The 16,239-nt window shown below is 31.1% G+C and carries 15 protein-coding genes and 1 other RNA gene; 9 read left to right on the forward strand and 7 right to left on the reverse strand.

Annotated features, from left to right (window positions below):
- Positions 1-24 precede the first annotated feature (24 nt).
- Positions 25-1,032: a tryptophan--tRNA ligase gene (gene trpS / locus OF365_RS00205; RefSeq protein WP_263817616.1), complete on the forward strand. Its 1,008-nt coding sequence runs from the start codon at positions 25-27 to the stop codon at positions 1,030-1,032.
- A gap of 79 nt (positions 1,033-1,111) precedes the next feature.
- Entirely contained in the window at positions 1,112-1,972 is an 861-nt protein-coding gene (locus OF365_RS00210) for an HAD family hydrolase (protein ID WP_263817617.1), read from the forward strand.
- A 59-nt stretch (positions 1,973-2,031) separates the two neighbouring features.
- On the opposite strand, the gene OF365_RS00215 is transcribed toward OF365_RS00210, so the two are convergent.
- The 6 genes from OF365_RS00215 to OF365_RS00240 all read right to left on the reverse strand — a co-directional run bounded on the left by OF365_RS00215 (position 2,032) and on the right by OF365_RS00240 (position 9,527).
- On the reverse strand, positions 2,032-2,631 hold the full coding sequence (locus OF365_RS00215) for a hypothetical protein (RefSeq protein ID WP_263817618.1): 600 nt from the start codon (positions 2,629-2,631) through the stop codon (positions 2,032-2,034).
- Between the two features lie 77 nt (positions 2,632-2,708).
- Complete coding sequence (locus OF365_RS00220) at positions 2,709-3,383, reverse strand: GntR family transcriptional regulator (protein ID WP_263817619.1); 675 nt, start codon at positions 3,381-3,383, stop codon at positions 2,709-2,711.
- 72 nt (positions 3,384-3,455) lie between these two features.
- Positions 3,456-4,109: an MPN555 family protein chaperone gene (locus OF365_RS00225; RefSeq protein ID WP_263817620.1), complete on the reverse strand. Its 654-nt coding sequence runs from the start codon at positions 4,107-4,109 to the stop codon at positions 3,456-3,458.
- 114 nt (positions 4,110-4,223) lie between these two features.
- Positions 4,224-6,230 carry an excinuclease ABC subunit UvrB gene (uvrB, locus tag OF365_RS00230; RefSeq protein ID WP_263817621.1) on the reverse strand — a complete coding sequence of 669 codons (2,007 nt, stop codon included), beginning with the start codon at positions 6,228-6,230 and terminating at the stop codon, positions 4,224-4,226.
- Entirely contained in the window at positions 6,220-8,625 is a 2,406-nt protein-coding gene (secA, locus tag OF365_RS00235; RefSeq protein WP_318031856.1) for a preprotein translocase subunit SecA, read from the reverse strand. The genes uvrB and secA overlap by 11 nt, the downstream gene beginning before the upstream one ends.
- A gap of 14 nt (positions 8,626-8,639) precedes the next feature.
- Complete coding sequence (locus OF365_RS00240; protein WP_416906738.1) at positions 8,640-9,527, reverse strand: ABC transporter ATP-binding protein; 888 nt, start codon at positions 9,525-9,527, stop codon at positions 8,640-8,642.
- A 143-nt stretch (positions 9,528-9,670) separates the two neighbouring features.
- Here OF365_RS00240 and tyrS point away from each other — a divergent pair, with 143 nt between their 5' ends.
- From tyrS to rpiB, 4 genes are all read left to right on the forward strand, one after another.
- Positions 9,671-10,915 (forward strand): tyrosine--tRNA ligase, encoded by a 1,245-nt coding sequence (gene tyrS, locus OF365_RS00245; RefSeq protein WP_263817623.1) that lies wholly within the window; start codon positions 9,671-9,673, stop codon positions 10,913-10,915.
- Positions 10,916-10,956: 41 nt separating this feature from the next.
- Positions 10,957-11,052: signal recognition particle sRNA small type (ffs, locus tag OF365_RS00250), an RNA gene on the forward strand.
- A gap of 103 nt (positions 11,053-11,155) precedes the next feature.
- On the forward strand, positions 11,156-11,779 hold the full coding sequence (upp, locus tag OF365_RS00255; RefSeq protein WP_318031857.1) for a uracil phosphoribosyltransferase: 624 nt from the start codon (positions 11,156-11,158) through the stop codon (positions 11,777-11,779).
- Positions 11,766-12,233 carry a ribose 5-phosphate isomerase B gene (rpiB, locus tag OF365_RS00260; RefSeq protein ID WP_263817624.1) on the forward strand — a complete coding sequence of 156 codons (468 nt, stop codon included), beginning with the start codon at positions 11,766-11,768 and terminating at the stop codon, positions 12,231-12,233. The genes upp and rpiB overlap by 14 nt, the downstream gene beginning before the upstream one ends.
- Before the next feature lie 51 nt (positions 12,234-12,284).
- Here rpiB and rpmB read toward each other — a convergent pair whose 3' ends face one another.
- Positions 12,285-12,482, reverse strand: a complete 198-nt coding sequence (gene rpmB, locus OF365_RS00265; protein ID WP_263817625.1) for a 50S ribosomal protein L28 — start codon at positions 12,480-12,482, stop codon at positions 12,285-12,287.
- Positions 12,483-12,730: 248 nt separating this feature from the next.
- On the opposite strand from rpmB, the gene OF365_RS00270 reads away from it, so the two are divergent.
- The 3 genes from OF365_RS00270 to rnc are packed head-to-tail and all read left to right on the forward strand — an operon-like array spanning position 12,731 to position 16,180.
- Entirely contained in the window at positions 12,731-14,413 is a 1,683-nt protein-coding gene (locus OF365_RS00270) for a DAK2 domain-containing protein (RefSeq protein WP_263817626.1), read from the forward strand.
- Complete coding sequence (gene plsX, locus OF365_RS00275; RefSeq protein WP_334307598.1) at positions 14,410-15,423, forward strand: phosphate acyltransferase PlsX; 1,014 nt, start codon at positions 14,410-14,412, stop codon at positions 15,421-15,423. Before OF365_RS00270 ends, plsX begins: the two co-directional genes overlap by 4 nt.
- Positions 15,404-16,180: a ribonuclease III gene (gene rnc, locus OF365_RS00280; RefSeq protein WP_263817628.1), complete on the forward strand. Its 777-nt coding sequence runs from the start codon at positions 15,404-15,406 to the stop codon at positions 16,178-16,180. Before plsX ends, rnc begins: the two co-directional genes overlap by 20 nt.
- Positions 16,181-16,239 lie beyond the last annotated feature (59 nt).

Below are 16,239 nucleotides of genomic sequence, written 5' to 3' on the forward strand. Positions count from 1 at the left end.
ATTACGAATTAAAGGAACAACATAATGAAAAAAAGACTGCTTTCTGGGATCCAGCCCACAAACAATCTAACATTGGGCAATTTTTTAGGAGCAATTTGTAATTTTGTTAATTTACAAAATGAGTTTGAGGTCTTTTTGTTTGTAGCAGACTTGCACTCCCTAACAACTCAAGAACCACTACCTAAAAATTTTCAGGACGTTAAACGTAGTATTATTGCAACATATTTAGCTGCAGGAATTGATGTGCAAAAAGCCACACTATTTTTTCAGTCAAGTGTTAGCAGTATACCTTTACTATCACATATTTTATTGTGTATGTCTAATCTGGGTGAACTTGAGCGTATGACTCAATTTAAAGATAAATCGCAAAAAGTGAAAAAGCAGGAAAACAACACCATATCTATCCCAACTGGTTTACTAACATATCCTATACTTATGGCGGCTGATATATTAGCATTTAACGCAGACTTGGTACCCGTCGGCGCAGATCAAAAACAACATATGGAATTAGCTCAAAGTATAGTTGAACGTTTTAATAAGAAGTTTAAAATAAAACATTTTCATTATCCACAAACGTATATCAGTCAGACAACAGCCAAAATTATGGATCTACAAGATCCTAACAAAAAGATGTCTAAATCTTCTGAGAATCCAAAAGGAACAATTTTTTTATCAGATAGCAAAGAATCAATTATAAAAAAAATTCGCGCTGCTGTAACAGATTCGTTTAATAAAATAAAATACGATCCGAAGAACCAACCAGGTGTTGCTAACTTAATTGTCATTTATCATGCTTTAACAAACAAATCAATTTCAGAAATTGAAAAACAGTATGCTGAAAGTAATTACGGTGTTTTCAAAAATGATTTAGCTGAAATTGTTGCTAATTTTATTCAAAATTTACAAACGAAAATTGATTACTGATTAAATTCCGAAGAATTAAATGCGATTATTGAAAAAAGTAATCAAAAAGCTAATGAAATAGCCGAAAAAATTGTGAACGATACAATGAAATTAATGCACTTGAAATAAGATATTTTCATATCTTTTTTTCTTGTGCTCCGTTTCGCTTTTTATATGCTATTATTAAGGAATAGAAGGAGGAATTAAAATGAATGATAACCGATATTTAATTGCTTGTGATTTAGATGGAACCTTGTTACAAAATGACCAAACTTTATCAGAACGAACAATTAAAGAAGTTAAAAAAATAATTGATGCTGGGCATATTTTCTGTATTATTACAGGTCGTCCATACCGTGGGGCAATTCACATCTATAATCAATTAGGCTTAAAAACCTTAATGGCTAACTATAATGGTTCTTATATTTCTAATCCTTCAGATCCTGATTTTGATCCAATCAATATGAAATTTAACGCGCAAATCGTATCAACGATATTAAATGATCCTTTTATCAATAAAAATATAACAAATGCAGTTATTGAATCGGACGATCATGCGTTAATTTTTAACGATACTGAAGATGAACAATTTTTAGAATCATTTAAACACTTTTTTCATATCCCTTTTGAAACGCAAGACAAAGTCTTATTTTCTTTAGATAATTGTAGCCGTGATGTAAACTCGTTATTACTATATGTTAAAGATAAAAACATTTTCGACTCTATCGTATACCATGTTAAAAAAATTGCACCAACATTAGCTGTTCGTAGTTGATCATTACCACAATGAGAAAATTTTGAGGTAATTGAAATTAACTCAGCATTTGCAGATAAAGCAATGGCAATGCGTTATTTATCATCGTACTATGGAATCCCGCTAGATCGTTGTATTGCCTTTGGGGACGGAGAAAATGACTTAACAATGTTAAATCAGGCAGGTTATGGATTTGCTATGAAAAACGGAACAAGAGCAGCTAAATTATTAGCACGCCACATTACAAAACACACAAACACAGAAGACGGCGTTGTTTGAGAGATAAATTATTTCCTAAGCCAACTAAAAAAATAAAAAAACAAGCAAATTAATCTTGCTTGTTTTTTTATTTTGTCTGGGTATTATTAGAATAATTATTTTCGAATATCTCACGGGTTTTTGGTGATATTTGTAGATTCTTCTTTTAGTTTCTTAGCTTTTTTATATAAACGAATACTTGAAATGGCCACTCATCAATCTAGAAAAATTAATGGTAAAAAAGCACCAATTAAACATAGTAGCGATAAAATATCACGATCAATTTTTCGCAATCTTCTCCATAAAACAAGCATTCTAATTTTCATAATAATATATATTAGAACAGTTAAAAATAAGAAGAAAGCAGAAAGGCTACATAACGCTGGGAATACGCTATCCACAGAACCAATACCAGCAAAAGCAAAAACAGTACTTGAATAGATGTTTTTTAAAAATTGCAAAACATGTTGGTATTGAACAAATGCATGAAAGTCATTTTGGTAAGGATAAACTTTTCCGTTATAAATGGCTACTTCATAAATAGCACGTACGGTTGAAAAACTGAATTTTAAATCACCTACGTGATTAGGATTAGGATTCCCTTGATTAACTAATTGTATTAGACCATAAAGTATTGAAAAACCAGCAATTATAAAAATTAACATAAAAATTCATGAGACAATAATACTGACGCCTGAACGTTTAATTTTGATCACAGCTAACTCTCCTTATTAAAATTTGATAATTATATAAGTATATCAGAAAAAACCTTGTTAATATGTTATTCATGAAGTTAACTAACTTTCTTTTTATCTCGCAAAAGAAAGTTTTTGGACGGAAATTTTGTAACTGTCAATAATTGGATTTCTTCTTTTATATTATCATATTCATGAATGGCAACAACAGATCTTAATAACTCATCAACAATTAAGGGGCATAAAAAAGCGTATGATGATTGATGTTGGACTTCATTGAAATTAGGTAAAATTAATGATTTAACTGAAAAGAAGTCATCAATGCCAGAAAGAATATATGAGCGGGCAAGGTTTCATTCGTGATTCTTGAGTTTTCAATAAATTTTCTGACAAGAAAAAACATAATGCGTGCACAAAATTTTTTGCTTTTGCAAAAAAGTTAATTGATATCCATAATTAAACTTGCGACCATTGAAAACAAAATCAGAAAAATCCATTTTTTTAACCTTGATATCAGATGTGCGAGTGTATAAGTGAGCTAAGGGATAATTTAAATAAGCATCAATACTCATATCAACATAATAGCCACTCCCTTTAACAGATTTTAATAAGCAATTACTTTTTAAAGTTTCTAAAGCGTTATGAATAGTTATGCGCGAACTTGATAAGTATTCAGCAAGGCTATGTTCACTGGGGATATTTGCATTTAAGGCATACTCGCCAACAGCAATTTTATAAAGTATATAACGCAAAATATATGATTTATTAGTCATACATTTTCCTCCTATAAAAACAAAAGACATCACTAAACCCAAGCGATGTCTGCTTCAACAATATTCCTGTTTTTATTTTTCTTCAGCAAGTTTGCCTTCTTTTTTTATATCCTCGATCTTTTTGTCTAATTCCATTTTTTCACCTAAAGAATCTCGAAGATTTTTTTCGTATTTAGATGTATCAATTGTAAATCTACCAATAATTTCAGCAACTGTTTTTTCATCTAACAATGTTTCACGCGCAGCTTCGTATTGTGCTTTATTTTCCTTGAAATTACGAATTGATTGGTTTGATTGTTCGTAGTAATTATCTAAAATCGAATCTAACTCTTCATCGTTTACACTAATTGACAATGCCTTTTGTAGATCTTTAAAAATTAATCCACGGTATATAATTTTATTTAAAACTTGTTCTACTTGATCGTCTTTAATTTGATCACCATAAACTTGTTTAATTTTAGGCTCTAATTCTTTAACATCATCTTCATGCACATCAACATCATAAAAACCAACCAAATAGTCCATAGCTAAATTGAATGCGTTTTCACGGATGACAATATTGTGGATTTGTTGAGCTTTCTTTTCTTCTGTTTCATTTGCGAATACTTGGTTAACACGTTCGCGGTGCATTTCCAACATTTTAGGATCAATTCGCAATTCTTCAATTTCAATCGTGTGATTTCAATCAATCGGACGTTTGTTTTTAATTTCTGATTTAAATTCCATATTTATTCTTCCTTTTCTTTCGTCGTTGTTGCTTTAATAATTTTAATTATAAACCATATTATCAAGGTGCGCGCAATGTTTAAAATAAACAAAGAAAAACAAGCGAAAAAAATGCTATTTATCGCCATCCTTAATTTTCTTATTAGCTTGTAATTCAAAAATTAAATCGCGGTAATAAGCCGCTTGTTCATATTCTTGGTTAAAAGCTGCATCCTGCATCAGTTTTTTAAGTTCACGAATTTGATCGTTGAACGCTTTAGGATCTTTCACACCAATCATTCTTTCGTATTTTTTATAATTCTTAGGTTCATTCAAGTCCATTGGAATAGGTTTTACAATTGTTTTTGGAACTATATTATTAATTTCATTATATTTCATTTGAATTTGGCGACGGCGGTTAGTTTCATCGATAGCTGTCTGCATAGCTGGAGTAATGATATCAGCATACATAATAACCTTGCCGTTAGCATTACGAGCCGCACGACCTATAATTTGAATTAAAGACTTATCACTTCGAAAAAAGCCAGGTTTATCTGCATCAAAGATGAAAACAGTAGAAACTTCGGGAGCATCAATTCCTTCTCTTAGCAAATTAATTCCGACAATGCAATCAAAAACACCAGCCCTCATTCGGTTGATGATATATGTCCTTTCAAGTGTTTTTAACTCATTATGTAAATATGCTGACTTAATACTTGTATTATTTAAGTAACTAGATAATTCTTCGGCCATTTTAATAGTCATAACATTAATAAAAGCACGCTCATTTTTGTCGTGTAAAATATTTAACTCACGGATTAAATCATCGATTTGAAATTCGGTAGGACGGATTTCAATTACAGGATCAAGTAAACCAGTTGGTCGGACAATTTGACTAACGATAACGCCGTTTGACAGAGCAATTTCCTCATCATTAGGTGTGGCTGAAACGTAAATAACATTATCCAAAGTTTGATTAAATTCATCATAATTTAATGGTCTATTATCTAAAGCGGACGGTAAACGAAATCCGTAATCAACCAATGTTTGTTTACGAGAACGATCGGTATTGTGCATTCCCTTGACTTGCGGTAAAGTGTTATGTGATTCGTCGATAATCATTAATCAAGGCTCTTGTTTAATGCTAAAAAAATCAAAAATAGTTCACGGGGTTTGTTCAGGCTCGCGATGTTCTAAGTGTCGATAATAATTTTCTACACCTGAACAATAACCAAATTCAAGAATAGCTTCAATATCCTGATTTGTTCGTTGTTCAATACGTTGACTTTCAATCAACTTATTCTCCTTATTAAAAAAAGCTACACGCGATTTTAATTCATCACGAATATTTTGGATAGCAATATCCAACTTTTCTTCGTTAAAAATATATTCAGTAGCTGCATATATTGAAATTTCACTATAATTTTCTATTAACTTATTTGTTAATAATTCTTTCTTTGAAATAGTAGCTATTTCATCAAAATCTAAAACAATTTCGATTTTATAATCATCTGCATAACCAAACATTATTTCGACAACTCCCCCTTTTATTTTAAAAGTCCCAGGGAGTAGGTCGTTTGTAACACGTTCATAACCCAATAAGATTAACTGTTTTTTAAAATTACTAAAATCAAGGGTACTGTGTTGTTTTAAGAAAATTTGATGTTTAATAAATTCGGCTGTAGAAACCGAAGCATAAATACAAGCAACACTCGCGACAACAATTACATCATTAGCAGTAGCTAACGAATTGATAGTTGATAAACGCATACGTTCTATTTCTTGATTAGTAATAGCATCTTTTTCGATATACGTGTCTGTATTGGGTTTATAAGCTTCTGGTTGATAATAATCAAAATATGAAATAAAATATTCCACTTTATTTTCGGGAAATAACTCTTTTAATTCTGTATATAATTGAGCAGCTAAAGTTTTGTTATGTGCTAAAACTAATGTTTTCATTTGTGTTTGAGCAATGACATTAGCGACACTAAAAGTTTTCCCAGTACCCGTTGCCCCTAATAAAACTTGGCGTTTAATTTCGTTTGATTGAATATTTCTGACCATTTGATCAATAGCTTGTTTTTGATCACCTGCAGGAGTGTGTTTGCTGACAATTTTAAAAGGTTTATTAACTAACATAGTCTAGTTGACCAAAATCAAAACTTAAATTATCTTCTTCATTAATATCATTATTAAAAGCGTAATTTCACTTACCAGCGATGCGAACAGTTTCTTGAGCAACCTCGTTTTTTAGTTCTTCAAATAACTTATCGGTATCTTGCACATAAATATTTAAAGGAACTTTTTGTTCATAAGCACGCAAATTAACACCTTCACGAACTTTTTGTGTAACATCTAAATGTTTTGTTCATTTTTGATCAATAATGGAAATCATTAAAGTATTTAGATCACGATTGAAGAATTCGGGTGTCATGTTTTGTTCTTTTTGATCAAAATAGGCACGTAAGTCATAACGCAATTGTTCTCGCATCTGCTCATAATTCTTACCAATATATAAATGAACATCTAACGTGTAATTAACTAATAATTCATTCGTAGTAATTTCAATTAGTTTATGAGGATCAATAATATCGTGATTTGGTACATTACGAGCTTGGTATAATAAATCATCAATGACTATATCTAGCATACGATAAAACAACACCTTATTGTTTTTGCTCATTAAGATTGCATCCCGTTGTTTATAGATTAATTCCCGCTGATTACTTAGAACGCTATCATAGTCAATTAAATTTTTACGAGTATCGTAATTTAATGATTCAACCCGTTTTTGGGTATTGTTCAATAATCGTGTAAAGAAATTAGTTGAAGTGACGTCCTCAGAAAACTCCTCATCAGCCTTATTTAAAGAGTCAGTAGCAAAACGCGAGAATAAAGTATCCTCCATTGAAATGAAGAAACGCGACTCACCGACATCTCCTTGACGGCCTGAACGACCGCGTAACTGATTATCGATACGACGAGAATCTGCACGTTCCGTTCCGATCACACACAATCCACCAACAGCTAAGGATTCTGGTGATAATTTAATATCAGTTCCACGTCCAGCCATATTAGTTGCAATAGTCACTGCTTTAAACTCGCCAGCTCGTGCTACAATTTCTGATTCTCGAGCGTGATTTTTAGCATTTAAAACTTCATGGGGGATATGTACTTTTTCTAATAAACGGTGTAAAATTTCTGAATCTTCAACCGAAGCTGTCCCAATTAAAATAGGTTGGCCTTTTTCATGTCGTCGAATAACATCCGCAATAACATATTTTCATTTTGTTCGTTTGTTATCAAAAATATAGTCTGGATGATCAATCCGTTGAATCGGTTTGTTGGTAGGAATACTTACCACAACCATGTTATATATATTCAAGAATTCTTCAGCTTCTGTAATGGCCGTTCCCGAAACAGCAGATAATTTTTTATATAATCGGAATAAAGATTGATAAGTAATGGTAGCAACTGTCAAATTTTCGGGCTCAATTTTTAAATACTCTTTCGCTTGAATAGCTTGTTGCAAACCAGCAGAATAACTTCTTCCATCCATAATCCGTCCTGTTGATTGATCAACAAGGGCAATAACGTCTTCGCCGTTTTCATCTTGGCGAACAATATATTCTCGACCATTAACAAAAGTAAAATTAGCTCGTAATGCATTGTTTACTTTATGAATATTGTCGGAGTTTTCAATATTAAAATAATTAGTTACATTAAAAAATTCTTCAGCTTTTTTGATTCCATAAACAGTTAAAATTACTGATTGTGACTCCGGATCTACTAAATAATCATTGGAATCGAGTTTCTTAACGAAACGATCTGCTTTCACATAATTACTAACTTCATCTTGTGGCTCACCAGAAATAATCAAAGGCGTTCGTGCTTCGTCGATTAAAACAGAATCGCCTTCATCAATAATAGCGAAATGTAAGCCGCGTTGAACTTTGTCATTGTAATTAGTCACCATATTATCACGTAAATAATCAAAACCTAATTCTGAGTTGGTTGTATAAGTAATATCGCAATTGTAATTTGTTCTTTTTTCGTACTCACTCATACTAGCTAAATTAACACCAACAGACATATTTAAAAAGCTAAAAACAGGCGTACAGAACTCGGCACCTACTTTTACTAAATATTCATTAACAGTTACCATATGCACACCTTTTTTATAAAGAGCATTTAAATAACCAACTAAAACAAGGGTAAGTGTTTTACCTTCCCCTGTCATCATTTCGGCAAAGTCACCAAAATAAACAATAATTGCTCCAATTAGCTGAACTTTATACGCATATTTGTTGTGTACTCGATAAACCACTTCACGTATTAAAGCTAGGGCTTCAACTAATCGGTCGTCTAAAGGGTTGTTATCATTTAAAAAATCAATTAAATTAGCAGACATGCTGCGTAATTCTTCATCGGTTTTAATAGCAAACTCTTTTTCTAACTTTAAAACGTCTGTGGCAATTAAATTAGCTTGGTGTAAAATACGGTTTTTTGGTGATATTTGGCTGAATAAATTCATAGATACCTCTCTTCTTAAGAATCTCATTTTAACTCAGCAACTGATTTAGGATTTTCGTTGCGAATTAATTCATGAATCCGACCATCTTTTACTTTAACAACTAAAGTTCCAAGGTCAGCAAAAATAGGGTTATGTGTAACGATAATAATTGTTGTTTTTAATTCCTTATTAACCTCCACAAACCGATTTAAGATCATTTTTGACATTGTTTCATCAACAGCCCCAGTAGGTTCATCTCCAAAAATAATTTTAGGATTCTTAGCTAAAACACGAGCAATAGAAACACGTTGTTGTTGTCCACCAGACAATTCATTAGGGTATTTATTTTGGTATTCAAGCATTCCAACACCTTCCAAAGCTTTTAATGGGTCTATGCGTAAATTTTTATCACTTTGCAAGTCAGCACCCATACGGACATTGTCTATTACAGACAATAAACTTAGTAATCCATATTGTTGAAAGACAAAACCGACGTGGTCTTTACGGAATTTTGTTAGTTGTGATTCTTTCATATTAATCAACGCTTTATTACAAACACGAACGTCCCCTGATGTCGCTCTGTCTAAACCTGACATAATGTTCATCAAAGTGGTTTTTCCTGAACCAGAAGGCCCTAAAATGATTACAAAATCACCTTTTTTAATGGAAATATTAATGTCTTTTAATGCCTCATAAATGACTAATGAATTCTCAAAAGTCTTGCTAACATTAACTAGCTCGATCACGTTCTCTTCATTGTGCATAGACGTGTCAATGGGACCTTTATGTGGCTTATTTGCTTTTTTAATCTCTGCAATTCGTTTTTTTAAAAGTTTTTTTTCTTCCTTATCCAAAGAAGAAAGGATAGCTTTTTTATTAGTTGTTTTAGAGATGCTATCGGTTTTTGTTTTGGGAGTAGTTAATACTTTTTCGCTCATAAGTTGATCTCCTATAATTTGGAATTATATTGCTATAATACTAATATTTAATTATATTATATAATATAGTGCGTTTAACTATTCGCTTTGAATAGGTATTAAACGATTAAAAAAACAGGGAAATAAAAATGAAAAACATTATCAGTGAACTACGTGATCGCAACTTGATTAACAATATTACTAATGAAGAAAAACTCGCCAACGCACTCAAAAAAGGTTATGGCATTTATGTGGGGTTTGACCCTTCCTTTGATTCATTGCATCTAGGTAATTATATTATGATTATGTTACTTAGAAGATTTCACCAAGCAGGCATTAAAACAGTAGCTATTGTTGGTGGTGCAACAGGAATGATTGGCGATCCTAGCGGTAAAAGTCAAGAACGAAATTTATTAGACAAGGAAACATTAACTCATAACATAACAAATGTAACTAAACAATTAATTACATATGCACAAAGCGAAGTTCTTAATAACTATCAATTTTATGAAAAAATGAATTTTCTAGATTTTTTACGAGATGTTGGAAAAAGTATTAATGTCAACTATCTTTTAGAAAAAGAGATTATCTCTTCGCGTTTGGCTACGGGAATTTCCTTTACAGAATTTTCGTACAACCTTTTGCAAGGATATGACTTTTTGCAATTATATAAGAATCATCAAATAGCAATTCAGGCTGGTGGTTCAGATCAGTGAGGAAACATCACTACTGGGGTTGAAATCATCAGAAAAAACATGGGTGATGATAACCTTGCTTGTGGCTTAACAATTAACTTATTAGTAAATAAGGATGGTAAAAAATTTGGTAAATCTGAAAAAGGTGCTATTTATTTGTCTGAAAAATACACATCAGCATATGAAATGTATCAATTTCTAATTAACCAAGCAGATGATGATATCGCCCAATTGCTTTATTCATTAACATTAATCAGTGTGCCTGACATTAAGCAGTTATTAAACGAGCACGAAGAGCAAAAACATTTACGTTTAGCTCAAAAAAAACTAGCCGAAACAGTTGTAGTTGATATACACGGAATAGAAAAATTACAGCAAGCAATTGCCATTTCACAAGCTTTATTTAATGGCAATATAAATGCTTTATCACCTGATGATCTGGAAATTGCATTTAAAACAATTCCAAGTGTTGAAATTAAAAAACTACCCGTTTCTTTGGTTGATTTTTTAATAGAAATGCAAATTGCTGCGTCAAAACGAGTAGCGCGAGAATTAATTATCAATAATTCATTATTGATTAATGGTCAAAAAATTAATGATGAACAGTATGTTCTAGTCAACAAGGATCTCTTATTAAATCAATATATTTTGGTGAAAAAAGGCAAAAGAAATTATTTTTTAGCACGTATTATTAAATAAACACAAGAGATATATTGCAAAATACAAATATTTGTTTATAATTTATATGTCATTACAATATTAAGTGGCGTATCTTGTCAGGGGAGAGATCCAGCAGCAATAGCATAATCTTTTTATGTGTAATGACACTTTTTAAAGAAAACAAAAGTTAGCAATTTATGCTAACTTTTTTTATTTATCTTTAAGTTTAAAAATGATTCCTTTATAATATGTATAAAAGTAAAAAAGAGGATTATTATTGTGTATAAAATTATTGACCACCCTTTAGTTAAAGATAAATTAACAAGAATGCGTAAAAAAGAAACAGTTTCAACTGTTTTTCGAACTAATTTAGAAGAGTTAACTCAATTAATGGTTTATGAAGCCACTAAAGATTTAACATTAAAAAATATTTTAATTGACACACCAGTAACCAATGAAGCAGTTGGTTTTAAATTAAAAAATAAAATTTGTTTAGTACCAATTTTGCGTGCCGGAATTGGCATGGTAGATGGTGTTAAACGTTTAATTCCCACTGCGACAATTGGGCATATCGGTCTATATCGAAACGAGGAAACATTACAACCAATCGAATATTTTAAGAAATTCCCACAAAATATTAATGAATCAGATGTAATTATTTTAGATCCTATGTTAGCAACAGGTGGATCAGTGATTGCCGCAGCTAATATTATTAAAAAACACAATCCAAAATCAATTAAGTTTATTTGTATAGTTGCTTCTCCAGAAGGAATTAAAAACGTTCAAGATGCACATCCAGATGTGGATATTTATGCAGGTTCGTTAGATGAAAAATTAAATGATCAAGGATATATTGTGCCTGGATTAGGGGACGCAGGAGATCGTATTTTTGGAACTAAATAAAAAAATTTACTTCGGCAATGATCACGCTGTTTATGAAATCAAAAATGAATTAGTAAACTATTTAAAAACTTTAGGATATGTAGTTGAAGATCAAGGATCGCAAATAAATGATGGTCGTGTTGATTATCCTAATTATGCAGTTAAAGTAGCGGATAACGTTAAAAAAGACAGTCATAGTATAGGCGTTTTATTGTGTGGTACTGGAATTGGGATGTGTATTGCAGCTAACAAGGTTAATGGCATACGCGCTGCTCTTCTTTACAACCAGAGTTCAGCAAGTTTAGCTAAACAACACAATAATGCGAATGTAGTTTGTATAGGTGCACGCGAACATTCGATTGATGAAATAAAAAAAATGTTAAAAACTTATTTAGATAGTGAATTTATGCACGAACGGCACGAGGAACGAATTACACTAATTTCTGAATATGAAAATAAACAAAAAAAGAAATAAAAAAACCTTGGTTAACCAAGGTTTATTTTTTATAAAAAATCACGTGTGTGATTACGCTAACATATTATGTTTACGCAACGTTTTCATTGTTTTTGCAGAAACTTTAACTCTTTGAGTACCACCATTGTCTGTTTTAATGGTTACGTATTGTAAGTTAAGGTTTCAACGACGACGTGAGTGGTTCATAGCATGTGATCTGGTGTTTCCAGACATTGCTTTCTTATTAGTTATCTGATCTCTTCGTGCCATATGATGTTCCTTTCAATAACAATATTGTGTGATTACACAATTACTTATTTATTTTACTAAAAAACTCCTGTTTTGTCCATAAATATTGGACAAACGGTTGCTTATTTAATATCTAGTGATGTTTTTTAATAGTATTAAATTATAATATATTAATGTTTATAATAAATCATATTTTGATTAAAAACGGTATTATTAATTAATAATGTGAATTATTGACACCAGATATTCAGAAGATTTAGGATGATATTATGAAAAATATACCAATAAGTTTATTTCGTGAAATGATTTTTGCTGGAACGAAATCAATTGCTGAAGAATATACTTATATCAACGAACTCAATATCTTTCCTGTGCCCGACGGCGATACAGGTTCGAATATGAAAACAACAACAAGTGGAGCATTAGAATACATTAGTGATGAATCTTTAAATTATGCAAATTTTAGTTCTGCATACGCTAAAGGTTTATTAATGAATGCGCGGGGAAATTCCGGAGTAATTTTTTCACAAATTTTCCGAGGATTCCTTGACGCTTTAAATGTTGATTCAGATATTTTGGAAATTAAAGACTTTCAACAAGGTCTAATTTTAGCAGCGAAAAAAGCATATGATTCAGTAAGCAACCCAGTGGAAGGAACAATGCTTACAGTCATCCGCGTTCTTTCTGAAAAAATTCCACCAATGGAATTTAATAACATAAACGATTTCTTTCAAAAAATTGTGGAAGTTGCTTCAGATGTGGTGAGCCAAACAACCGAAATGCTAGATTCATTAAAAGAAGCTAATGTTGTAGATTCAGGTGCTTACGGATTATTAACTTTTTTAAAAGGTATGCTATCGGTTTTGGATCATAATGCCATTATTAATACAGAAAAAAAATGGGAAGCATATAAGCAAAAAAACGTCAAGAAAACTGATTTTGTAACTCAACACGACGAAACTGAAAGTTTTGGCTATTGTAGCGAAATTGTGATGAATTTAAACCACAAAATTATTCCTGATGCTCCTAATAAAAAAGTTTTTAATTTATCAAATTATAAATCTGAATTAGAACAAATAGGTGATAGTTTAGTTTTGGTACAAGATGATAACTATGTAAAAGTTCACATTCATACACTAACACCACATAAACTTTTGCAAATTTCTCAAAAATATGGTGAATTTGACAAGATTAAAATCGACAACATGACTAATCAATTCTATGAAACATTAAAACAAAAAGGGATTGCTTTAGAAAAAAAGAAAATACCAGATTTTGTGCATGATCAACAAATTATCGTGAGTGTTCCATCAGCAAAATTCAAAACATTATTTGTAACTGATTATGGATTAGAACATATTTTGGTAACTGAAGACCAAAATATTCCGTCTATCCAGGATTATGTTGATTTAATTTTAAAAACTGAGTCAAAAAACGTTTTCATTGTAACTGATGATCCAAATTATATTATGGCAGCCGATCATGCCGCTAAAATTGCAGCGGAGCAAAATATTAACTGTTTTATTATTCCTGGTAAAAACGTTTTTGAAGCATTGATTGCCATCTCGTTATTTGATGAACGCAATAATGCTGCAAAGAACTCAAAAGACATGATTAAAGGAATTAAAAAAGCTATTTCAGCGAAAATTTCTCGTTCAATCAAGAATGTTAATTTTGAAAATTTACGAGTCAACAAAAATGATTACATTGGTATCATTAATAAAAAAATTGTTAGCGCTAGCAATGATTCACTAAAGAATCTAAAACAAACAATTCAGGTATTAATTGATCTAAAAAAACACCCAGAAATTTGCTACATATATGCAGGTAAAAATGCTAAAGCAAGTGATATTGAACAAATTAATGAACACTTAAGTATGCATCATAACATTTTATGTGAAGTGATTCATACTGAGCAAAAACTTTACGATTATTATATTGGAATTCAATAAATATGTACAAAATCTTATTTGATGTTATGGGTTACGAAAACCCTCTTTCACATGCAATTAGCGCTGCTCGATCATTTGTGAAAACACACCCAAATGTACAAATCACTCTGGTTGGTGATGAACAATTAATTCGCCCTTTATTTGTCTGTGAAAACGAATTTCCGATTTTACACGCAAGTGAATTTATTAGTCAAGACGACAGCGTTTTAAGTATTCGTCATAAGCGTGACTCATCATTATCGATTGCATTTAAAAAATTAAAAGATGACTCTAGTTTTCAAGGATTAGTATCAGCAGCTAATTCTGCTGTATTTGTATACTATGCTTATAGCATTATTGGTTTGATTGAGCATGTTAAAAAACCAGCATTTATGCCTTTTGTCCCCACGGTTGATGGTGTTGGATTAAATTTATTAGATGTTGGAGCATCCATTGAAGTAGATGAATACGATTTATTAAATTATGCCATTATGGCCAAAGTAATTGCTTCTAAAAGAGTAACTAATCCAATTATTAAAATTCTCAATATCGCATCAGAAGAAATCAAAGGTAATAACCTAGTCAAAAAAGCAAATGTTTTATTTAAACAACACCAAACGGAATTAAATCTGAATTACCAAGGTTTTATTGAACCTAAAACAATTCTTGAACACCCAGCAGATGTCATTATAACTGACGGATTTAGCGGTAATTTAGTTTTAAAAACCTTAGAAGGTACCGCTAAAACTTTAACTAGTTTTTTAAAAAAAGAATATAAAAAGAAACGTCATTGCTTAGCTGCCTTATTTTCTATCCCTATTTTTAAAAAAATGAAAGCTTTTTTTGATTACCGCAATACAGCAGGCGCTTTTGTTTTAGGTACAAAAAGTATTTTAGTGAAAGCTCACGGATCAGCTGATGAAAAACAATTTAGCGCGTCGCTTAATGTTTTGTATGACAATATTAAAAATAATGCATTAGATGAAATAACAGAAAATTTAAAACAATTTTATGACCAAAGAGAACATTAGTAAGCACATTTTGGAAATTAGAAAATTTCTAAAAAAAATACATATTGAGCCCAAAAAACTTAGCATTTATATCGAAGCTTTGACGCACAAAACTTATGCTAATGAAAATAATTTAGATTACAATTACCAACGATTGGAATTCCTTGGTGATGCATGCATTCAATGGATTGTTACCAATTTTGTTTTCGCACAAACAGAAAAACACTCTAATAAAAAATTAAACGAAGGTGAAATGACCAGAATTCGTTCGAAACTTGTTTGTTCAGCTACGCTTTCACAAGCCGCTCAATTAATTGGTTTAAACAATTTAATTATTTTTGGAAATGGGGCAGAATTTAATAGTCAAGTTAGTACAAAAAAAGCTAACATGGATAAAATATACGAAGATGTATTTGAGGCTTTTATTGGTGCTGTAACTCAAGACCAAGGAATTAAAAAAGCACAACGAATTATAGATGCGACATTAATTCATTTTTATAAAGAAGGTCAAATCAATTCTCTTAAAGACTATAAAACAATTTTTCAAGAAATTGTTCAAAAAAATTCGTTGAGTACAATTAGTTATGCATATGAAGAGTTATCCCACAATCTAAAACAAGTAACATTATATTGAAATGGTAGTAAATATGGTGTTGGTTATGGTCCTAATCGGAAGGATGCAGAACAAGATGCTGCGGCCAATGCACTAGCCAAATTATCTGGTAGTGAATACGAAGCACACACAAATAAATTAAATAAAAATACAAAAAGTAAATAAAAACAAGGTAATACAGTATTTACAAAACTGTATTTTTTCTTTATAATATTATAGTTTAT

Origin of the sequence: Ureaplasma zalophigenitalium, from assembly GCF_025780055.1 — a bacterium.
GTDB classification, from domain to species: domain Bacteria; phylum Bacillota_I; class Bacilli_A; order Mycoplasmatales; family Mycoplasmoidaceae; genus Ureaplasma; species Ureaplasma zalophigenitalium.